Annotated in this window: 16 protein-coding genes; 9 read left to right on the top strand and 7 right to left on the bottom strand. The window is 74.9% G+C overall.

Going from position 1 to position 20940, the window contains the following annotated elements; genetic code table 11:
- Position 1: 1 nt before the first annotated feature.
- From CCO02nite_RS09470 to CCO02nite_RS09455, 4 genes are all read left to right on the top strand, one after another.
- Positions 2-799, top strand: coding sequence for an ABC transporter permease (locus CCO02nite_RS09470; RefSeq protein ID WP_146842877.1), 798 nt, complete (start codon positions 2-4; stop codon positions 797-799).
- Positions 796-2163 carry a sulfate/molybdate ABC transporter ATP-binding protein gene (locus tag CCO02nite_RS15885; RefSeq protein ID WP_222593177.1) on the top strand — a complete coding sequence of 456 codons (1368 nt, stop codon included), beginning with the start codon at positions 796-798 and terminating at the stop codon, positions 2161-2163. The genes CCO02nite_RS09470 and CCO02nite_RS15885 overlap by 4 nt, the downstream gene beginning before the upstream one ends.
- A gap of 135 nt (positions 2164-2298) precedes the next feature.
- The gene (locus CCO02nite_RS09460) at positions 2299-3714 is read left to right on the top strand and encodes an MFS transporter (protein ID WP_146842876.1); all 1416 of its coding nucleotides are present in this window, start codon (positions 2299-2301) and stop codon (positions 3712-3714) included.
- Between the two features lie 8 nt (positions 3715-3722).
- The gene (locus CCO02nite_RS09455) at positions 3723-8039 is read left to right on the top strand and encodes a bifunctional nitrate reductase/sulfite reductase flavoprotein subunit alpha (RefSeq protein WP_146842875.1); all 4317 of its coding nucleotides are present in this window, start codon (positions 3723-3725) and stop codon (positions 8037-8039) included.
- Positions 8040-8064: 25 nt separating this feature from the next.
- Here the strand turns inward: CCO02nite_RS09455 and CCO02nite_RS09450 are convergent, their stop codons facing one another.
- The 6 genes from CCO02nite_RS09450 to CCO02nite_RS09425 form a co-directional block, all read right to left on the bottom strand.
- A complete protein-coding gene (locus tag CCO02nite_RS09450) occupies positions 8065-9666 on the bottom strand; it encodes a molybdopterin-dependent oxidoreductase (RefSeq protein WP_146842874.1) in 1602 nt (533 codons plus the stop codon).
- A 74-nt stretch (positions 9667-9740) separates the two neighbouring features.
- Positions 9741-10280, bottom strand: a complete 540-nt coding sequence (locus tag CCO02nite_RS09445; RefSeq protein WP_146842873.1) for a GNAT family N-acetyltransferase — start codon at positions 10278-10280, stop codon at positions 9741-9743.
- A 198-nt stretch (positions 10281-10478) separates the two neighbouring features.
- A complete protein-coding gene (locus CCO02nite_RS09440; protein WP_146842872.1) occupies positions 10479-10925 on the bottom strand; it encodes an HIT family protein in 447 nt (148 codons plus the stop codon).
- A gap of 40 nt (positions 10926-10965) precedes the next feature.
- The gene (locus CCO02nite_RS09435) at positions 10966-12177 is read right to left on the bottom strand and encodes an ABC transporter permease (RefSeq protein ID WP_146842871.1); all 1212 of its coding nucleotides are present in this window, start codon (positions 12175-12177) and stop codon (positions 10966-10968) included.
- Entirely contained in the window at positions 12174-13163 is a 990-nt protein-coding gene (locus CCO02nite_RS09430; RefSeq protein ID WP_146842870.1) for an ABC transporter ATP-binding protein, read from the bottom strand. The genes CCO02nite_RS09435 and CCO02nite_RS09430 overlap by 4 nt, the downstream gene beginning before the upstream one ends.
- Before the next feature lie 109 nt (positions 13164-13272).
- A complete protein-coding gene (locus tag CCO02nite_RS09425; protein ID WP_146842869.1) occupies positions 13273-13836 on the bottom strand; it encodes a DUF1697 domain-containing protein in 564 nt (187 codons plus the stop codon).
- 165 nt (positions 13837-14001) lie between these two features.
- Here CCO02nite_RS09425 and nirB point away from each other — a divergent pair, with 165 nt between their 5' ends.
- From nirB to CCO02nite_RS09400, 5 genes are read left to right on the top strand one after another with little or no spacing between them, the layout of a single operon-like run.
- Positions 14002-16587, top strand: coding sequence for a nitrite reductase large subunit NirB (gene nirB, locus CCO02nite_RS09420; RefSeq protein ID WP_146842868.1), 2586 nt, complete (start codon positions 14002-14004; stop codon positions 16585-16587).
- A complete protein-coding gene (gene nirD, locus CCO02nite_RS09415) occupies positions 16584-17075 on the top strand; it encodes a nitrite reductase small subunit NirD (protein ID WP_146842867.1) in 492 nt (163 codons plus the stop codon). Before nirB ends, nirD begins: the two co-directional genes overlap by 4 nt.
- On the top strand, positions 17072-18337 hold the full coding sequence (gene cobA / locus CCO02nite_RS09410; RefSeq protein WP_146842866.1) for a uroporphyrinogen-III C-methyltransferase: 1266 nt from the start codon (positions 17072-17074) through the stop codon (positions 18335-18337). Before nirD ends, cobA begins: the two co-directional genes overlap by 4 nt.
- Positions 18334-19470 (top strand): uroporphyrinogen-III synthase, encoded by a 1137-nt coding sequence (locus tag CCO02nite_RS09405; RefSeq protein ID WP_146842865.1) that lies wholly within the window; start codon positions 18334-18336, stop codon positions 19468-19470. Before cobA ends, CCO02nite_RS09405 begins: the two co-directional genes overlap by 4 nt.
- Positions 19467-20180: a sirohydrochlorin chelatase gene (locus tag CCO02nite_RS09400; protein WP_146842864.1), complete on the top strand. Its 714-nt coding sequence runs from the start codon at positions 19467-19469 to the stop codon at positions 20178-20180. The genes CCO02nite_RS09405 and CCO02nite_RS09400 overlap by 4 nt, the downstream gene beginning before the upstream one ends.
- Here CCO02nite_RS09400 and CCO02nite_RS09395 read toward each other — a convergent pair.
- Positions 20135-20929 carry an alpha/beta fold hydrolase gene (locus CCO02nite_RS09395; protein WP_146842863.1) on the bottom strand — a complete coding sequence of 265 codons (795 nt, stop codon included), beginning with the start codon at positions 20927-20929 and terminating at the stop codon, positions 20135-20137. The two genes, CCO02nite_RS09400 and CCO02nite_RS09395, sit on opposite strands and share 46 nt — an antisense overlap.
- Positions 20930-20940: the final 11 nt, after the last annotated feature.

The following is a 20940-nucleotide window of genomic DNA, read 5'->3' as shown; positions in this document are numbered from 1 at the left end:
CGTGACGTCCCGGGCCCCGCGGCTGCTGTGGCTCCCGGCCGCACTGGCCGCGGGGCTGCTCGTCCTGCCCGTCGTCGCGCTCGTCGTGCGCGCCGACTGGGCGACGCTGCCCGACGACGTGACGTCGGCGGCGGCACGCCAGGCGCTGGCGCTCTCGCTCGGGACCTCGCTGCTCGCGACGGGGTTCTGCCTGCTGCTCGGCGTGCCGCTCGCGGTCGTCCTGGCCCGTGCGAGCGGGTGGGGTGCCGACGTGCTGCGCGCGCTCGTCACGCTGCCGCTCGTGCTGCCGCCGACCGTCGGTGGCATCGCGCTGCTGTTCCTCCTCGGCCGACGTGGGCTGATCGGGCAGTCGCTCGACGCGTGGTTCGGGATCACGATCCCGTTCACCACCGCGGCCGTCGTGATCGCGCAGACCTTCGTCGCGATGCCGTTCCTCGTGCTCGGCCTGGAGGGTGCGCTGCGGACGTCGGGCACCCGGTACGAGGCGGTCGCCGCGACCCTGGGCGCGGGCCGCTGGACGGTGCTCCGGCGCGTGACGCTGCCGCTCGCGGCGCCGGGCCTGGTCTCCGGGACGGTGCTGTGCTTCGCGCGGGCGCTCGGTGAGTTCGGCGCCACCGCGCTGTTCGCGGGCAACACGCCAGGCGTGACCCGGACGATGCCGCTCGCGATCTACTCGGCGTTCAACGGCTCGGGTGTCTCGCAGGGCACCGCCGTGGCGCTGTCCCTGCTGCTGGTCGTGGCGGCGGCCGCGGTGCTGCTCGCGGCGCGCGCGTGGCGACCGGGACGGGCGGGCGGATGAGCATGGGACCCCGACCCCGACCCCGACCCGCGGCCGGACCGCGCACCGGCCCGCCCGCAGCAGGACCGGAGGGCACGCTCGTCGTCCGCGCGCAGGCCCGGCACGGCGACTTCCGGCTCGACGTCGCGCTGCGCGTCGAGCCGGGCCGGCTCGTCGCGGTGCTCGGCCCGAACGGTGCCGGCAAGTCGACGCTGCTCGGCGCGATCGCCGGGACCGTCCCGCTCGAGGCGGGCGAGGTAGCCGTCGGCGAGCGCGTGCTGTCGCGGGTCGCGGGGCCCGACGAGGGTGCCGTGGGCGAGCGCGTGCTGTCGCGGGTCGCGGGTCCCGACGAGGGTGCCGTGGGCGAGCGCGTGCAGTCGCGGGTCGCGGGTCCCGACGACCGGGCGTCGTCGGTGTCCGGCCGAGGAGCGTGGTCGACGTCCAGCCGAAGAGCGTCCACGGTGTCCGGCCGAAGGGTGCAGGTGCCGGTCGCGAGCCGTCGCGTCGGGCTGCTCGGTCAGGACGCGCTCGTCTTCCCGCACCTGAGCGTGCGCGAGAACGTCGCGTTCGGGCTCCGCGCGGCGGGCGTCGGTGCAGGCGAGGCGCGCGCCGCCGCGGACGGGTGGCTGGAGCGCCTGGGCCTGCCGGGGTTCGGCGACCGGCGTCCGGACGAGCTGTCCGGCGGTCAGCGCCAGCGCGTCGCGATCGCGCGTGCTCTGGCCGCAGGACCGGATGTGCTGCTGCTCGACGAGCCCTTCGCGCAGCTCGACGTGCGTGTCGCCGCCGGCCTGCGCGAGACGCTGCTCGACCAGCTCGCCGCGACCGCGACGCCGGTGGTGCTCGTGACGCACGACGCGCTCGACGCGCTCACGCTCGCGGACCACGCGCTCGTGCTGCACGACGGCCGGGTCGTCGAGGAGGGGCCGCCGCTCGAGCTGTTCAGCGAGCCGCGCACGGAGTTCAGCGCGGCGCTCGCGGGCCTCGACCTGGTCCGCGGCCGAGCCCGTGGCGGGACGGTCCACGTCGACGTCGAGGCCGGCACGGGGCCCCGCGGCTCCGCGACCCTCGAGGTGCCGCTGCCCGCCGACCCGACCGGCGCCGTGGCGGCCGGTCCGCCGGACGGGCCCGTCGTCCTGACGTTCGCGCCCGGCGACGTCCGGATCGTGCCCGGTGACGCGCCGGTGCCGCCGGACGGTACCGGCGAGCTCGTCTGGCTCGCACGTGTCGTCGACCTCGAGCGTGGACCCCGCGGCGTGCGCGTACGCACGAGCGCGGACGTGGTCGCCGACCTGACGGCGCTGGAGGCCGCGGCGCTCGCGCTGCGGCCCGGTGACGACGTGCGGCTCGCGGTCGACGCGGCGCGGGCGCGCGTGCGGCCGGCCTGACGCTTCTCACAGCGGGCGAGCGTGCTCCGTGCGCGAACTGTTCCCGTCGCGCAACAGCGCGGGCGGCCGGGCGGAAACATCCGCTTCGTAGCGTCGGCGGAGTCCCGAGCTCCCACCGACCTCCCGGAGGCCCCCATGGCGCAACCGCTCGCGACCGTCGACGACGAGTCGTCGCCGGCATCGTCGTCCGCCAGCACCACCGGCACGACGACCGACACGTCTCTCGCACCCGCAACGGGTGCGCCGCTCGCGTTCCGTCGCGGTCGCTGGATCGACGGCTGGGACCCGCAGGACGAGCGCCAGTGGGCCACCGCGGGACGCGCGATCGCCCGCCGCAACCTCAACCTGTCGATCTTCGCGGAGTTCCTCGGCTTCGCGGTCTGGGCGCTGTGGAGCATCGTCGTGCCGCAGCTCCCCGCGGCCGGGTTCACGCTCAGCGTCGACCAGATGTTCTGGCTGATCGCCCTGCCCAGCCTGGTCGGCGCGACGCTGCGCATCCCGTACACGTTCGCGGTGCCCTTGTTCGGCGGGCGCAACTGGACGATCGTGTCCGCGCTGCTGCTGCTGATCCCGACGATCAGCCTCGCGGTCGTCGTGCAGGACCCGAGCACGTCGTTCGGCGTGCTGCTCGGGGTCGCGGCCCTCGCGGGTCTCGGCGGCGGCAACTTCGCGTCGTCGATGGCGAACATCTCGTTCTTCTTCCCGGAGCGCGAGAAGGGCCGGGCGCTCGGCCTGAACGCGGCGGGCGGCAACCTCGGCACTGCCGCGGTGCAGCTCGTCGTGCCGATCGTCATCGTGGGTGCGGCGGGCGTGCAGCTCGAGCGCGCGGGGCTGATCTTCGTGCCCCTCGTGATCCTCGCGGCGGTGCTGGCCTGGCGCTTCATGGACAACCTGTCGAACGCCAAGTCCGACCCGCGCTCGTACGGCGCGGCCGCTCGGCACCGGCACACGTGGATCATCTCGTTCGTCTACATCGGCACGTTCGGCTCGTTCATCGGCTTCTCGGGGGCCTTCCCGACGCTCCTGAAGGGCACGTTCCCCGAGGTCACGGCGTCGGTCGCGTTCCTGGGCGCGCTCGTCGGCTCCGTCGCACGTCCGCTGGGCGGCATCCTCGCCGACCGGCTCGGCGGCGCGCGGGTGACCATCGCGTCGTTCGCGGTGATGGCCGCGGGTGTCGTCAGCGCGATCGCCGCGCTGCGTGCGCACTCGTTCGGCGCCTACCTCGCGTCGTTCCTCGTGCTGTTCGTCGCGGCCGGGGCCGGCAACGGCTCGGTCTACCGGATGATCCCCGCGGTCTTCCGGCACGGCGCCACGGACGACGAGGACCGCGCGCGGCGGGCCCGCGCCGCGGCCGGCTGCCTCGGCATCGCCGGTGCGGTCGGCGCGTTCGGTGGGTTCCTCATCCCGCGCGGCTTCGCGATCTCGACGTCGACGACGGGCAACATCCAGGCCGCGCTGTGGGTGATCGTCGGGATGTACGTCGTCATGGCGGCGACCGTGTGGGCGGTGTACGCACGTCGCGGTTCGTCGTTCGGCCAGACGGTCATCTGAGCGGCCGCATGACGACCACGACCACGGCTCCGCAGGGGGGCGCACCGACGACGACCCAGATCGCGACGGTGTGCTCCTACTGCGGCGTCGGCTGCGGGATCGTCCTCGAGATCGGGCACGACGACGAGGGCGCGCCGGTCGCGCGCGCCGCACGCGGCGACCGGTCGCACCCGTCGAACGCCGGCCGGCTGTGCACCAAGGGCGCGACGAGCGCGGACATGCTCGCCGCGGGCGGTCGCACGACGAGCGCGCTCGTGCGCACCGAGCGCGGCGCGGGGCCCGAGGCGGCCGTGCTCGACGACGTCGTGGCGCTCGTGGCCGACCGGCTGCGCGCGGTGATCGACGAGCACGGGCCGGACGCGGTGGCGTTCTACGTCTCGGGTCAGCTGAGCCTCGAGGCGCAGTACCTCGCGAACAAGCTCGCCAAGGGGTTCGTGCGGACCCAGTGGATCGAGTCGAACTCGCGCCTGTGCATGGCCAGCGCCGGCACCGGCTACAAGCTCTCGCTGGGCGCCGACGGCCCGCCCGGGTCGTACGACGACCTCGACCACGCCGACGTCTTCCTCGTCATCGGCGCGAACATGGCCGACTGTCACCCGATCCTGTTCCTGCGCCTGCTGGACCGGGTCAAGGCCGGCGCGAAGCTGATCGTCGTCGACCCGCGGCGCACCGCCACGGCCGAGAAGGCGGACCTGTTCCTGCAGGTCGCACCCGGGACGGACGTCGCGCTGCTGAACGGCCTGCTGCGGCTCGTCGTGGAGGCCGGCGGGCTGGACACGGACTTCGTCGCGGAGCACACCGAGGGCTGGGACGCGCTCGAGGCGATGCTCGAGGACTACCCGGCCGACGAGGTCGCGCGCGTCACGGGGATCCCCGAGGCGGACCTGCGCGCGGCGGCCGCGCTCATCGCCGGGGCCGGGAACTGGGTGTCCTGCTGGACGATGGGACTCAACCAGTCCACGCACGGCACCTGGAACACGAACGCGCTGGTCAACCTGCACCTCGCGACGGGCGCGATCTGCCGGACCGGCTCGGGGCCGTTCTCGCTCACCGGCCAGCCCAACGCGATGGGCGGGCGCGAGATGGGCTACATGGGCCCGGGCCTGCCCGGCCAGCGCTCGGTGCTCGACCCGGCCGACCGCGCGTTCGTCGAACAGGTCTGGGGCCTGCCGCCCGGGACGCTGCGGGCCGAGAGCACGGGGCGCGGGACGGTCGACATGTTCGAGCGCATGGCGGCGGGCGAGATCAAGGCGTGCTGGGTGGTGTGCACCAACCCGGTCGCGACCGTCGGCAACCGCCGCACGGTGATCGAGGGCCTCGAGCGGGCCGAGCTCGTCGTCGTGCAGGATGCGTTCGCGGAGACGGAGACCACGGCGTACGCGGACGTGGTGCTGCCGGGCGCGCTGTGGTCCGAGGGCGACGGCGTGATGGTCAACTCGGAGCGCAACCTCACGCTCGCGCGCGCCGCGCTGCGCCCGCCCGGCGACGCGCTGCCGGACTGGCTGCTGATCGCGCGCGTGGCCCGCGCGATGGGGTACCCCGGGTTCGAGCACGCGTCCGCGGAGGAGGTCTTCGAGGAGCTGCGCGCGTTCGCCAACCCGCGCACGGGCTACGACCTGCGCGGGGCCAGCTACGAGCGGCTGCGCGAGGGGTCCGTGCAGTGGCCGGTCGCGCCCGACGGCCCGCGCCGCAACCCGATCCGCTACCTCAACGACGGCGTGAGCCAGCCGGTCCTGGAGCGCCCCGACGGCACGCGCCCGCGCCTGCGCTTCGCGACCGCCAGCGGCCGTGCGCAGTTCCACGCGCGCCCGCACCTTCCCGCCGCCGAGCTGCCCGACGACGACTACCCGTTCGTGCTCAACACCGGACGCGTCCAGCACCACTGGCACACGCTGACCAAGACCGGCCGCGTCGCCAAGCTCACCAAGCTCGCACCGGGTCCGTTCCTCGAGCTGCACCCCGACGACGTGCGCGCGCTCGGGATCGCCGCGGGCGACCACGTCGAGGTCGCGTCCCGACGAGGGCGCGCGGTGCTGCCCGTCGTCGTGACCGACCGGGTGCGGCCCGGCGCCTGCTGGGCACCGTTCCACTGGAACGACCTGTTCGGGGAGTACCTCGCCGTGAACGCCGTGACGAACGACGCGGTCGACCCGCTGTCGTTCCAGCCCGAGCTCAAGGTGTGCGCGGTGCGGCTGACGCCGGTGCCGGCGCCGCTGCGCGCGACGGACGACGACGCGATCGTCGCCCCCCCGGCCGCCGCATCCTCGCCGGCTGCGTCCTCGCCTGCCGCGGCTGCTGCTGCGGGTGACCACGGGCTGACGCCGGGAGCCGTGGCGATCCGCGCGCTGGGGGCGGCGCTGGGCCTCGACCGGCTCGACCCGCCTTCGCTGGGCGACGCCGAGCGGCGCTACCTCGCCGGCTTCCTGGCCGGTCTGGGGGGTGGCGGCGGTGCGGCGGGCACGCCTGTGCTGCCCACCGGGGCGCCGCTGGGCCCCGACCAGTCGCTGTGGGTCGACGGGCTGCTCGCCGGGCTGTTCTCGCGGGCACCGGAGCGCAGCGACGCGGGCCGGGGGGCGGGTGCCGAGGACGCCGCGACCCCCGTGCGCCCGCTCGTCGTGCTGTGGGCGTCGCAGACGGGCAACGCGGAGGACCTGGCGGCCGCCGCGGGCGGTGTGCTGGGCGAGGCGGGGCTTGCGCCACGCGTCGTCGCGATGGACGACGCGCTGCCGGCGGACCTGCCGCACGGCGCCGACCTCGTGCTCGTGACCAGCACGTTCGGCGACGGCGACGCGCCGGACAACGGCACCGCGTTCTGGGAGGCGGTCGCGGCCCCGGACGCGCGGCGGCTCGACGGGTCGAGGTTCGCGGTGCTCGCGCTCGGCGACCCGGCCTACGACCGGTTCTGCGGGCACGGCCGGCGGCTCGACCACCGCCTCGAGGAGCTCGGCGCGCAACGGCTCGTCGAGCGCGCGGAGTGCGAACCCGGCGACGACGAGCGCGCGCACGCGTGGATCGCCGCGCTCGCCGCCGCGCTCGTGGAGGCGCCTCCGGGCGCGGTCCCGGGGGCGCTCCCCGAGGCGCGCGCGGAGGCCGGGACCGAGGCACGGCCCGAGGTCCGCATCGCATCGGCCGAGCCCGGGACGCTCGTCGCGAGCCCGCACGAGGACCGCACGACGGCCGCGCCGGGCCCGGCCGGACCCGCGCGCGCGACGCGCCACGAGCCCGGCGAGGCGCGCCTCGTCGGGAACCGGCTGCTGTCCCTGCCGGGCTCGGGCAAGGAGGTGCGCGAGATCGTCCTGGACGTGTCCGCGAGCCCGCGCGAGGTCGCCTACCGCGCGGGCGACGCGCTCGCCGTGCGGCCGACGAACGCGCCCGCGCTGGTCGACGAGTGGTTCGAGGTCACGGGCTGGGACCCGGACGAGCAGGTCGACGTCGGCGGCGTCGCCGTGCCGCTGCGACGGGCGCTGAGCACCGAGCTGGACGTCAGCCGGATCTCGCACGACCTGCTCGCGCTCGTCGCGGAGCACTCGCAGAGCGCCACGCTGCGCCGGCTGCTGCGTCCCGACAACGGCGAGGACCTGGCGCGCTGGACGTGGTGCCGGCAGGCGGTCGACGTGGTGGCCGAGCACGCGCCGGACCTGCCGGCCGCCGAGCTCGTGGGTGTCCTGCGCCGGCTCGCGCCGCGGCAGTACTCGATCTCGTCGAGCGCGCTGGTCGCACCCGACCGGGTCTCGCTGACGATGTCGGTCGTGCGCTTCTCGTCGCCCACGGGCGCGGCCCGCGGCGGCGTGTGCTCGAGCTTCCTGGCCGACGCGCCGCTCGACACGGCGGTGCCGGTCCACGTGCAGGCCACGTCGCACTTCCGTCCGCCCGCGGCGGACGTCCCCGCCGTGATGGTCGGCCCGGGCACGGGCGTCGCGCCGTTCGTCGGGTTCCTCGCCGACCGACGCGCCGCGGGCCACGGTGGGAGGAACTGGCTGTTCTTCGGCGAGCAGCACGAGGCGACGGACTTCTACTACCGCGACGAGCTCGCCGCGATGCTCGCGGACGGCACCCTCGACCGGCTCGATACCGCGTTCTCGCGCGACCAGCGCGCCAAGGTCTACGTGCAGGACCGGATGCGTGAGCAGGGCGCGCGGCTGTGGTCGTGGCTGTGCGACGGTGCGTCGTTCTTCGTCTGCGGCGACGCGTCCCGCATGGCCAAGGACGTCGACCGCGCACTGCGCGAGGTGGTCGCGACGCACGGGGGACTGTCCGCCGAGGCCGCCGACGCCTACGTCAAGGACCTCACCGCCGCCCGCCGCTACGTCCGCGACGTGTACTGAGCCGGGCTCGAGGCATGCGCTGGGATCAGCGCACCTCGACCGAGATCTCGTCGTAGCCCGTCGCGCCGTCCGGGACGACATCGGCTTGTGCACCCGTCTGCGGGCCGTCCGGGTCGAATGCGCGCACGCGCACGGTGTGCTCACCGGAGGTGGCCGGCCAGTCGTAGCGCCACTGGCGCCAGGAGTCGATGCCACCGTCGTCGGCGAGCGTCACGTCGTCCCACGCGCCGTCGTCGACCTGCACCTGCACGCGCGTGATCCCGCGGTGCTGGGCCCACGACGTGCCCGCGACGACGACGGTCCCGGCGTCGACGTGCGCCCCGGTGCTCGGCACCTCGATGCGGGACTGGGTCTTGACCGGGCCGCGCTGCGACCAGCCGCGGTCGGTCCAGTAGGCGGTGGCGTCGGCGAACCGGGTGACCTCGAGGTCCACGACCCACTTCGTCGCCGAGACGTACCCGTACAGGCCCGGCACGACCATGCGCACGGGGAAGCCGTGCACGAGGGGCAGCGGCTCGCCGTCCATGCCGACGGCCAGCAGCGCGTTGCGGTCGTCGGTCAGGGCCTCGAGCGGCGTCGACGCGGTCCAGCCGTCGGCGCTGCGGGACAGCACCATGTCGGCGCCCGCCGTGGGCCGTGCGCGGGCCAGCACCTCGCGGACCGGCAGGCCGAGCCAGCGCTGGTTGCCGACGAGGTCGCCGCCCACCGGGTTCGAGACGCAGGCCAACGTCACCCAGGCCTCGACGAGGTCGCTCGCGAGCAGCTCGGCCCAGGTCAGCTCGACCTCGTGCTCGACCAGCCCGTGCACGCGCAGCTTCCAGGTGTTCGGGTCGACCTGCGGCACGACGAGCGCGGTGTCGATGCGGTAGAAGTCGTCGGGCGGGGTCGCCCACGGGTCCACGCCCTCGACCCCCACGTCCACGCCGGCGGGCACGGGTGGTGCCGGGACCTTAGGTGCCGGCAGGTGCAGCGCGGCACGGGCGGCGGTGGCCGCTCGTCCGGCGGCACCCAGCAGGCGGCCCGCGGCGAGTCCGACGAGTCCGACCGCGACACCGATCGCGGAGGCCTGCAGGAACGCGCGCCGGTCGGGTCCCGACGAGCCTGCGGGCTGCGGGCCGGCGTCCTCGGCCCGTCGGGGCAGCCGTGCGACGAGGGACTGGAGCGTGACCAGCCCGGCGATGGTGCCGAGGAGCGAGGGCAGGGCCGCCGTCCACGTCGCGCCGGGCCGTCCGAGCGCGGCGGCGAGCGCGACCGCGCCCAGCAGCACGACGACCGTGGCGCCCCAGGCCCAGCGGCGGGCCGCGAGGATCCCGGCCGTGGCGGCGAGCAGCGCGAGCACGAGCGCCTCGCCGATCCGCAGCACGGTCTTGTCGGCGGTGCCGAACGTCGAGGTCGCGAACTCCTTGAGCCACGGCGGAGTCGCGTCGACGAACGCGGCACCGACCGCGGTGAGCGGATCGCTCGCGGCGCCCGTGAACAACGACACGAGCGAACCGACGCCGACGGTGACCAGCCCCGCGACGACGCCCGCGAGCGCGCCGAGCCCGACCGGTGCGCGTGTGCGCGGCGGGGCAGCGGTCGAACCGGCGACGGTCACCGGCTCATCGTCGGACGCGGAGCCGCTCATGACCAGCGTTCGGGAGTCGAGATGCGGGCTGCTCTGCAAGTCGGCCCGGGTCGTTCAGGCCGCGGCGGCACAGCTCAGCCGGTCGTTGTGGCCGTCCACGTGCCGAACCACTGCTCGGCGTCGTATGCCTCGAACCGCTCGACCTCGACAAACCCCAGCCTCGCTGCCAGCCGCATCGAGGGTGTGTTCGCGGTCTGGGTGATGAGTACGACGGCTTCACCGGGTAGTGCGACGGCGAACCAGCCGAGTGCGGCCTCACAGGCTTCAGTGGCGTACCCCCGTCCCCATGCCTCCGGAAGAAGGAGGTACCCGAGGTCCACCTGGCCGGCCGCCTGGCGAACCTCGTAGTCGGCGTCCCGGCGCTCGAGCTGGACCATCCCGACCATTGCTCCGTCGAGATCGATGACGAAAAGACCGGGACGCCTCCGTGGCTCCTCAGGCAGCGCGCGTTCGACCTCCTCACGGGATCGTGCTCCGCCCGTGTAGATCCCGACATCGGGTGAGGTGTAGAGCTCGACGAATGCTGCGCGATCGCGAGCCTGCGGCGGGCGGAGCAGAATTCGAGCGGTGGCGATCGGTCCGGGTGGCCACGTGACGTGCCCAAGCTCTGCCATGCCTCGAACACTACGGACGCGCGCTCGCCCGGTACCGGTTCGGCGCGACTATCCAGTTCGAAGCGGGTAGCGCTCGAGCACGTCGACGATGGACTCCAGCGCTGGAACGGGAACCTGGATCACGGTGTGCCCCATGCCCACCAGTCTGCCGTTGGCGGCTCGGGTAGACCGACGTGGTCTGCTGGGCTCGTCGGGCGCCTACAGCGCGGGCGAGCCGAGCGCCGCGGGCACGTGGGCGCCGTGGCCCGCGTCGCGCAGCGCGGTGCGCAGCCGTTCGGCCGCGGCGTCGAGCTCGGCCGCGGGGACGTCGGTGCGTGCGTTCGCGAACGAGAGCTCCGCCTCGCCCCAGGCGGGCAGCACGTGCAGGTGCAGGTGCGGAACCTCGAACCCCGCGACGAGCAGCGCGGCGCGCGGTGCGGACCACGCGGCCTGCTGCGCGGCGCCGATGCGCTTGGCGACGCCCGTCAGGTGGGCGAGCAGGTCGTCGGACGCCTGCGTGAGCTCGACGACCTCGGCGCGCGGCACGACGAGGACGTGCCCTTCGCTGATCGGCGCGATGGTCGCGAACGCGACGCACACGTCGTCGGCCCAGACGAACCGCCCGGGGATGTCGCCGTCGATGATCTTGGTGAACAGCGTCGCCATGGCGCCAACCTAGCCCGGACCGGCCGTGCCGGTGTCCGGCTCAGGTCCCGCGCAGCGCGTCGCGGATCTTCATCCGGCCGCCGGAGTGCAGCACCGCGCCCGCGTAGATGCGCCCGGCGAGCCACACCAGCGCGGGGATGATCGCCAGCGAGATCGCGAGGGCGAGCAGCGCCTCGGCCGTCGTCGCGGCGCCCAGCGCGATGCGGATCGGCATGAGCATCGGTGCACAGAACGGGACGTAGGACAGCCAGGTCGCCAGCGCGTTCGTCGGGTCCCACGGCAGGATCGAGACGCCGATGACGTACGGGATGATCATCAGCGTCGTGACCGGGCCGATGACCGAGCCCACGTCCTCCTGACGCGAGACGAGCGCGCCGAGCGCGCCCAGGACCAGCGCGTACGTGGCGAACCCGACGACGAACCACGCGAGCGCCCACAGCGCCGTGGTCCCCAGGTCGAGCGCGGACGAGTCGAGCAGGCCGAGCACGCTCGCGGTCGCCGCGCCCGAGCCGACGACCAGGCCGACCTGGATCAGCCCGACGACACCGATGCCCAGCACCTTGCCGGCCATCAGCTGGGCGGGCCGCAGCGTCGCGAGCAGCAGCTCGACGACCCGGCTCGACTTCTCCTCGACGACGCCCTGCGCGACGAGCTGACCGGCCGTCATGAGCGAGATGAACAGCAGGATCCCCGCGAGGTACCCGGCGACGATCTGGCCGCCGTCGCGCGCGGGTTCGGGGTCGAGCGCCGTGACCTCGGGTGCGGCGGTGGCGACCTGCTCCGCGACGTCGGCCGGGTCGCCGCCGAGGTCCGTGACCGCGCTCGCGAGCGCGAGCTGCTGCGCGAACGCCGCGAGCACCGGCTGGAGCTGCTGCGGGACGGCGGAGTCGACGGTGACCGAGAGCATGGGGTCGACCGACGTCACGAGCACGTCGACGTCACCGTCGGTGAGCGCCTGCTCGCCCGCGGCGGGATCGAGCTCGCTCGTCTGCACGGTCGCGCCCAGACCCGTCGCGGTGGCCTCGAACGCGGGGATCGCGGCGGTAGCCGACGGCGTGAACGCGACCGGGACGCCGTCGTCGTCCTGCCCGCCGATCGCGTGGAGCAGCACGCCGCCGAGCACGACCGCGGCCACGAACAGCGCGGTGGTCCAGATGAACGCCTTGGTGCGCAGGCGCGTGCTGATCTCGCGGCCGGCGACGAGCCGCACCGCGGCCGCCGTGCCGAGCTGGCCGTCCGTCGGGGCGCTCATGCCGACACCTCGTTCGTCGCGCTCGTGCTCGTCGTGCTCGTGCTCGCGCTCGGCGTCTCGGTGGTGCTGACGTCGCTCGACACCACGCCGCGGTACAGCTCGGTGAGCGAGGGCCGCACGCGCGCGAACTCGCGCACCGGGCCTGCGGCCAGCGCCGCCGCGAGCAGCTCCTGGTCGACCGTCGTCAGGGACGGGTCGGCGACCTCGACGACGCTGCCGGCAGCGCCGGACGAGACAGCGTCCGACGACACGAGCCGGGCCGCGGGGACGTGGCCGAGCCACGCGTCAGGTGGGGCCCCGTCGACGAACCAGCGGCGCTGCGGGGTCTGGCGCAGCTCGTCGATCCCGCCGATCGCGACCATCGACCCCGCGCGCACGATCCCGACACGGTCGCACAGCCGCTCGACCAGCTCGAGCTGGTGCGACGAGAACATCACGGGCACGCCGGCACGCGCCTGGTCGCGCAGCACCTGGCTCATGACGTCCACCGCGACGGGGTCGAGGCCCGAGAACGGCTCGTCGAGCACGAGGATCTCCGGGCCGTGCACCAACGCCGCGGCGAGCTGCACACGCTGCTGGTTGCCGAGCGAGAGCTTGAGCACCTCGTCGTCGCGACGCGCCTCGATGCCGAGCACCTGCGTCCAGTGCTCCATCGCCGTGCGTGCGGCGGCCCGGTCCAGGCCGTGCAGCCGACCGAGGTAGACCAGGTGCTCGCCGACCTTCATGCGCGGGTAGAGGCCGCGCTCCTCGGGCATGTAGCCGATCCGGCGGCGGACGTGCAGGTCGAGGGGCCGGCCGTCCCAGCGCACCTCGCCCGCGTCGGTCGCGAGCACACCGAGCACGATGCGCATCGTCGTCGACTTGCCGGCGCCGTTGGACCCGACGAACCCGAAGATCTCTCCCGCGTTCACGTCGAAGGACATGTCGCGCAAGGCCTGGACGGACCCGTACGCCTTGGACAGCGAGTCGATGCTCAGAGCAGGCATGGCTTCGATCCCATCAGACGATCACGGTGCGTGCCAGGGGAATCGCCCCACGGATCCTGACCCGGCGCAGCGCGGTGCGCACTCATTTGCGCGCACCCACTTGCGCGCCTCACTCGCGCTCGCTCGCGAGCGCGTCGAGGGCCAGCACGGTGCGCCAGTTGCGGGCGGTCCCCACGCGCCCCGCGGCCTTCTCGAGCACGGGGAGCGTGAGCTTGGAGGTCCCGATGCCGTCGGGGTAGTACGTGTACAGCTCGGAGCCGTCCCAGTGCAGGCGTTCGCGGCCGTACCGGCTTGGGTCGATGGCCGCGCCGGCCGCCGCGGGTCCGTCCCACGCGACGAGGACGACGTGCGCCGGGTCGTCGCGTGCCTCGTCGGGAAACGGCATCGCCGCGACGGCCGCGTGCCACTGCGCCGCGGTGCGTGTGATCACGTGGACCGTGAAGCTCACCTCTGCACTGAGCGCGACGCCCAGGTCGTCGGCGACGCGCGCCGCGGCCTGTGCGCCGCCGTCCGGTGCCGTGAGCACGACGTTCCCCGAGTTCACGTACGTCGTCACGTCGCCGTAGCCGAGCGACTGCGCCGTCGCGCGCAGCTGTGCCGACGTGAGCTTGCGCGCTCCGCCCACGTTCACCGCGCGCAGCAGCCCGATGACCACCTGCGTGCCCGTCCCCATGCGGTCGACCCTGCCACAGGGGTCCGACACGGACGATCCGCAGCCTCACAGCGGGCGACCCGGGGATGTGCGGGAAAGGTTGCGGTCGGGAAACGCAGGTGCACGTGTGCCCGAAACACGCTCTTCGTAGCGTCGGTGGTGTTCCCGAGCCCCGCAGGAGCCCCCATGAGCAAGCACCTCGTCGTCGTCGGCGGCGGCATGGTCGCGCAACGCCTCGTCGAGGCCCTGCGCGACCGCGACGTCGACGGCCACTGGCGCGTGACCGTGCTGGCCGAGGAGCCGCGGCGGCCTTACGACCGCGTCGCCCTCACCAGCTACTTCTCCGGCCGTGACGCCGACGACCTCGCGCTCGGCGACCCCGCGCTGTGGGACGACCCGCTGGTCACGCTGCGTCGTGACGACGCGGTCGTCGCGATCGACCGGGAGGCCCGCACCGTCACGACCGCGCGCGGCCGGGTCGAGCACTACGACCACCTCGTGCTCGCGACCGGGTCGTACGCCTGGGTGCCGCCGATGGACGGCGCGGACCTGCCCGGCGTGTTCGTCTACCGCACGGTCGACGACGTGGCGGAGCTGCGCGGCTACGTCGAGCGGCTGCGCGAGACGAAGCCCGTCGTGCGCGGCGCGGTGCTCGGTGGTGGCCTGCTCGGACTCGAGGCCGCGGGTGCGCTGCACGCGCTGGGCGCCCAGGCGACCGTCCTGCAGGTGGGCACCCACCTCATGTCCGCGCAGGTCGACCTCGGCGGCGGCGAGGCGCTGCGGCGCCTCATCAACGGACTGGGTGTCGGCGTGCGGCTCAACGCGGCGACGACGCGCATCCGGCCGCACCGGCGCGGCGGGGTCGGCCGGCTCGACCTGGCCGACGGGGGCCGCGTCGACGCGGACGTCGTCGTGATCGCCGCCGGCGTGCGGCCGCGCGACGAGCTCGCGCGCGCCGCGGGCCTGACCGTGGGCGAGCGGGGCGGCGTCGTCGTGGACGACACCTGCCTGTCGTCGGACCCCCACATCTCCGGGGTCGGCGAGGTCGCATGCATCCAAGGTGCCTGCATCGGCCTCGTCGCCCCCGGTTACGCGATGGCCGAGGTGACGGTCGACCGCCTCCTGGGCGGTGCGGCGCAGTTCCCCGGAGCCGACACCGCGACCAAGCTCAAGCTCGCGGGCGTCGACGTGGCGAGCTTCGGCGACGCGTTCGGTGCGACGCCGAACGCGCTCGAGGTGGTCTGGGCCGACCCGGTCGCCGGGGTCTACAAGAAGCTCGTGCTGTCCGACGACGCGCGCACCCTGCTCGGCGGTGTGCTCGTCGGCGACGCGTCCGCCTACGCGAGCCTGCGGCCCATGCTGGGGCGCGAGCTGCCCGGGGACCCCGCGGCATTCCTGCTGCCCGAGGGCGGGGGCGGCGCACCCGAGCTCGAGCTGCCCGACGACGCGAACGTGTGCTCGTGCAACAACGTCACCGCGGGCGCGATCCGCGGCGCGGTCACCGAGCACGGCTGCACGGATGTCGGCGCGGTCAAGGCGTGCACGCGCGCCGGGACGTCCTGCGGCTCGTGCCTCCCGCTCGTCAAGAAGCTGGTGGGCACCGAGCTGGCCAAGCAGGGGATCACGGTGTCCTCGGCGCTGTGCGAGCACTTCGCGCTGTCCCGCGCGCAGCTCTACGACGCGGTGCGCGTCGCGGGCGTCTCGTCGTTCAGCGAGGTCGTCGCGCGGTTCGGCACCGACGCCGCCGGGCGCGGTTGCGACATCTGCAAGCCCGCGGTCGCCTCGATCCTCGCGACGACGGCACCCGCGCACGTGCTCGACGGGGAACGGGCCGCGCTGCAGGACACCAACGACCACGTGATGGCGAACCTGCAGAAGGACGGCTCCTACTCGGTGGTCCCGCGGATGCCCGGTGGCGAGGTCACGCCCGAGGGGCTCATCGCGGTGGGCGAGGTGGCGCGCGACTTCGGGCTCTACACCAAGATCACCGGCGGCCAGCGGGTCGACATGTTCGGCGCGCGCATCGACCAGCTCCCGCTGATCTGGCGCCGGCTCGTCGACGCGGGCTTCGAGTCCGGGCACGCGTACGGCAAGTCGCTGCGCACGGTGAAGTCGTGCGTCGGGTCGACCTGGTGCCGGTTCGGTGTGCAGGACTCGGTGGCGCTCGCGGTGCTGCTCGAGCTGCGCTACCGCGGGCTGCGCAGCCCGCACAAGATCAAGCTCGGCGTGTCCGGCTGCGCGCGCGAGTGCGCGGAGGCCCGCGGCAAGGACGTCGGCGTGATCGCCACGGACAAGGGCTGGAACCTGTACGTGGGCGGCAACGGCGGCTTCACGCCGCGGCACGCGCGCCTGCTCGCCGAGGACCTCGACACCGAGACCCTGATCCGGACGATCGACCGGTTCCTGCTCTACTACGTGCGCACGGCCGACCGGCTGCAGCGCACCGCGCCGTGGGTCGACGAGGTCGAGGGCGGCCTCGACGGCGTGCGCTCGGTCGTGATCGACGACGCGCTCGGCATCTGCGCCGACCTGGACGCCCAGATGGAGCGGCACGTCGAGGACTACGAGGACGAGTGGCGGGCCACGCTCGACGACCCGGAGAAGCTGCGGCGCTTCGCGTCGTTCGTCAACGCGCCGGACGTCGCCGACCCGTCGCTCGCGTACGTGCCCGAGCGTGGGCAGGCCCGTCCGGCGACCGCCGACGAGCGGGCGGCGGCGGAGCGCGGCGAGCCGGTGCTCGTCGCCGGGACGACCTTGGGGGTGCGGGCATGAGCGTGCTGGCGGAGCAGGGTGTGACCGGCGTCGACGACGTGACCGAGGAACGGTGGGTCGGCGTGTGCCGACTCGTGCACCTGGCCTACGAGCGGGGTGCCGCCGCGCTGGTCGAGGGTGAGCAGGTCGCGCTGTTCCGGCTGGTCGACGACACCGTCCTGGCCGTGCAGCAACGTGATCCGTTCAGCGGCGCGCACGTGATGGCGCGCGGCATCGTCGGGAGCCGCACGGTGGAGGGCGAGAGCGTCCCGACGGTCGCCTCTCCCATGCACAAGCAGGTGTTCGACCTGCGCACGGGTCGCTGCCTCGACGCCGTCGGCAAGCAGCCCCTGGGTGGGCTGGCGCCCGACCTGCTGGTGTGGCCCGTGCGCGTCGTCGACGGCGACGTGCGCGTCGCGGTGGCGCCCGTCGCGGGGACCTCGACGACCGGGACCTCGGCGGCCGGGGTCTCGACGACCGAGGCCTCGACGACCGGGAGCACGTCGTGACCACGCTCCTCGGGCTCGAGCTCGCGGGCCGGCGCGTGCTGGTCGCGGGCGGTGGTCCGGTCGCCGCACGCCGCGTTCAGGCGCTCGTCGCCGACGGCGCGCAGGTGCTCGTCGTCGCACCCGCTCTGTGCGAGCCGCTGCGCGACGCGCACCGCTGGGGGCAGGTCGAGTGGCGGGCGCGCGAGGTCTGCGAGCAGGACGTCGACGGCGTGTGGCTCGTGCACACCGCGACGGGCGACCGTGCGACCGACGACGCCGTCGCGGCCTGGTCGCTCGAGCGCCGCGTGTTCTGCGTGGACGCCGCGCGCGCCGCCGGCGGTACGGCTCGAACGCCCGCGACGACGTCGGTCGCCGGGCTCGCGGTCGGTGTCGTGTCGACCGGCGCCCCCGATCCGGCGCGCGCCGCGACCGTGCGCGACGCGCTCGCGGACCACCTGCGCGAGGGTCACGTCGACCTGCGGGCGCGTCGGGCGCGACGGCCCGACGAGGGTCGCGTCGTGCTGGTCGGCGGCGGCCCGGGTGACCTGGGCCTGCTCACGCTCGCGGGGCGCCGCGCGCTCGCGCAGGCCGACGTCGTCGTCGTGGACCGGCTCGGTCCCGTCTCGGTGCTCGACGAGCTCGCGCCCGGCGTCGAGGTCGTCGACGTCGGCAAGACGCCGGGGCACCATCCCGTGCCGCAGCACGAGATCGGCCGCATCCTCGTGGAGCACGCGCAGCGCGGTCGGTACGTCGTGCGCCTCAAGGGCGGCGACCCGTTCGTGTTCGGCCGGGGCGGCGAGGAGGTCCTGGCGTGCCGCGAGGCCGGAGTGCAGGTGGACGTGGTGCCCGGCGTGAGCAGCGCGCTCGCGGCGCCCGCCGCCGCCGGCATCCCGCTCACGCACCGCGGCACGGTGGGCGCGGTGCACGTGATGAACGGGCACGACGGCTGGTCGTCGGCGGCCCTGACCGGGCTGCGCGACGAGAGCTGCACGGTCGTCGTGCTGATGGGCGTCGCGGTGCTCGACACGCTCGCCTCGACGGCCCTGGTCGCCGGCGTGGCCGCGGGTACGCCCGTCGCGCTCGTCGAGGACGCGACGCTGCCCACTCAGCGCGTCACGCGGGCGACGCTCGCGACCGTGGCGGACGCCGTGCGTGAGGTCGGCGTGCGCGCGCCCGCCGTGATCGTGATCGGTGCGGTCGCGGCCGAGGGCCTGCTCGAGCCGGCGCCGGATGCGGACGGCGCGGACCCGGGGCCCGGCAGTCACGCCACAATGACCCTGTGAGCACGACCGAGGACGCGACGGCCGGCCAGGCCATCGACCAGACGCTCGCGGGGTGCGTCGTGCTCGTCACGGCGGACCGCCGCTCGGCGGAGCTGTCGGCTGCGCTCGCGCGCCGCGGCGCCACGGTGCGGCACGCCGCCGCGCTCGGCATGGTGCCGCACATCGACGACCTCGCGCTGCTCGCGGGCACGCGCTCGCTCATCGCGGAACCGCCCGACACCGTGGTCGTCACGACGGGCATCGGGTTCCGGGGCTGGATCGAGGCCGCCGATGCGGCCGGCCTGGCCGACCAGCTCGTCGACGTGCTGCGGCGCGCCCGGATCGTCGCGCGCGGACCCAAGGCCCGCGGCGCGATCCAGGCCGCGGGACTCACCGCCGACTGGGTCGCCGAGTCCGAGACGAGCGCCGAGATCGCGCAGGTCCTGCTCGACGAGGGCGTCGAGGGACTCGACATCGCGGTGCAGCACCACGGCGCCGGGTCGGACGGCCTGGACGAGGCGTTCGAGGCGGCCGGCGCCCGCGTACGCGGGCTCGTCGTGTACCGGTGGGGACCCCCGCCGGACCCCGCCGCCGTGACGGCCTCCGCGCGCCAGGTCGCCGCGGGCGAGGTCGACGCCGTCGTCTTCACGTCCGCTCCCGGCGCAGCCGCCTGGCTCGCCGCGGCGGCGGACGCCGGGGCGCTGGACCGCATCGTCGAGCGGTGCACCGAGGGTTCGGTCGTCATGGCCGCAGTCGGGCCCGTCACGGCGGTTCCGCTGCAGGCCGTCGGCATCGAGCCGCTCGTGCCGGACCGCGGGCGCCTCGGCTCGCTCGTGCGGCTCGTCGTCAACCACTACGGCGGGCTCGACACGCTCGAGACGATCGCTGGCCCGCTGCGCGTCTACCGCAACGCGGCCGTGCTCGACGGGCACGTGCTCGCGCTCACGCCGACCGGGCTCGAGCTGCTGCGGCTGCTCGCCGCGGCGCGCGGGTCCGTCGTCCCGCGCGAGTCGGTGCTGGCGGCCCTGCCGGGTGAGTCGCGCGACGGGCACGCCGCCGAGGTCGCGATCGCGCGGCTGCGGGACGCGACCGGGAGCCGCGGCCTGATCCGCACGGTCGTCAAGCGCGGCTACCGGCTGGAGCTGGCGCCGTGAGCGGCGCGCCCGTCCTCGTCGGGTGCTCCCACGGCACCGACAACCGACGAGGCCGCGAGGCGATCCACGCGATCCTCGCGGACGTCGCCGCGGCGCGCCCCGACCTCGACGTGCGCGAGGCGTTCGTCGACGTGCAGCAGCCGGAGGTCGCCGACGTGGTGGCCGGCGCGCTCGCCGACGCCGGCGCGGCGGTGGTCGTGCCGCTGCTCCTGTCGGTCGGGTTCCACGTGAAGGTCGACATCGCCGCGGCCGTCGACGTGCCCGGCGCGGCTGCGGCGCTCCCGCTCGGACCCGACGACACGCTCGTCGACATCCTTGCGGACCGGCTCGCGGCGGCGGGCCTGCGCGACGACGACGCGCTGGTGCTGGCGGCGGCCGGGTCGTCGGACCCCGCGGCCGTGCCCGCCGTGGAGGCGATGGCCGCGGGGCTCGCGGCCCGCCTGGGCCGGCCGCGCGACGCCGTGGTGATCGGCTACGGCGCGGGGGCGACCCCGCGCGTGCCCGAGGCGGTCGCTCTCGCACGCGCCGGCGGGCGTCGCGTCGTCGTCGCGTCCTACCTCCTCGCGCACGGCTACTTCCACGACCGCGTGCTCGAGGCGGGCGCCGACGTGGTCAGCGCGCCGCTCGCGCCCGACGCACGGCTGGCGGAGCTGGTGCTGCGCCGCTACGACGAGGCCGCGGTCGAGGTCGCCGCGACGCCGACCGGCTGAGCGGCGTCCGCCGCCAGCGCCGCGCGCAGCGCGCGGGCGAAGGCCGGCGGGTCCTCGAGCATCATCACGTGCGTCGTGCCCGGTACGACGTGCACCGGGACGCCCGCGGCGCGCAGGCGCGGGTCGTCCGCGAGCCAGCCGCTGAGCTCGCCCTCCACGATCGCGCGGGGCATCGCGAGACCCAGCAGGACCTCGTCGAGGACGGGCATCGCGGCGCCGAGCGCCAGCTCCGAGCGGTACATGGCCACGGGGTCCGCGAGCCGCATCGTCGCCGCCCACTGCGGTCCCGCGTCCGCGAGCCGCAGCGCGAACCCGGTGCGCACGTACTCGGCCTCGGAGTAGGGCTCGACGAGTGGGCGGGGTGACGGCCGCAGCGACGGCTCGACGAGGACGAGCCGCGCGACGAGGTCCGGCCGCTGCTGCGCGAGCAGCACCGCCACGCCGCCGCCCATGCTGTGCCCGACGACGTGCGCGCCCCTCACGCCGAGGGCGTCCAGCAGGCGCGCGATCGTCCCGGCGTGGTCCGCCAGGGTGTAGCCGAACGATGCGGGACGGTCGCTGACGCCGAACCCGAGGAGGTCCGGCACGAGCAGGTGGCGGTCCGCGAGCCCGGGCTCGCGGACGGACGCGGCGAGGTACGGGGCGCCGCACGCCCCCAGACCGTGCACGTACACGATCGCCGGCCCTTGTCCCGCGAGCTCCACGTAGCCCAGGCGGGCGCCGTCCGGACCGACCTCCACGTGCTTCATCACCACTCCGT

The sequence above is a fragment of the Cellulomonas composti genome, from assembly GCF_007990245.1.
Lineage (GTDB): Bacteria > Actinomycetota > Actinomycetes > Actinomycetales > Cellulomonadaceae > Cellulomonas > Cellulomonas composti.
Note: the sequence above shows the minus strand (reverse complement) of the source record. Positions and strands in the feature narration are given on the sequence as shown.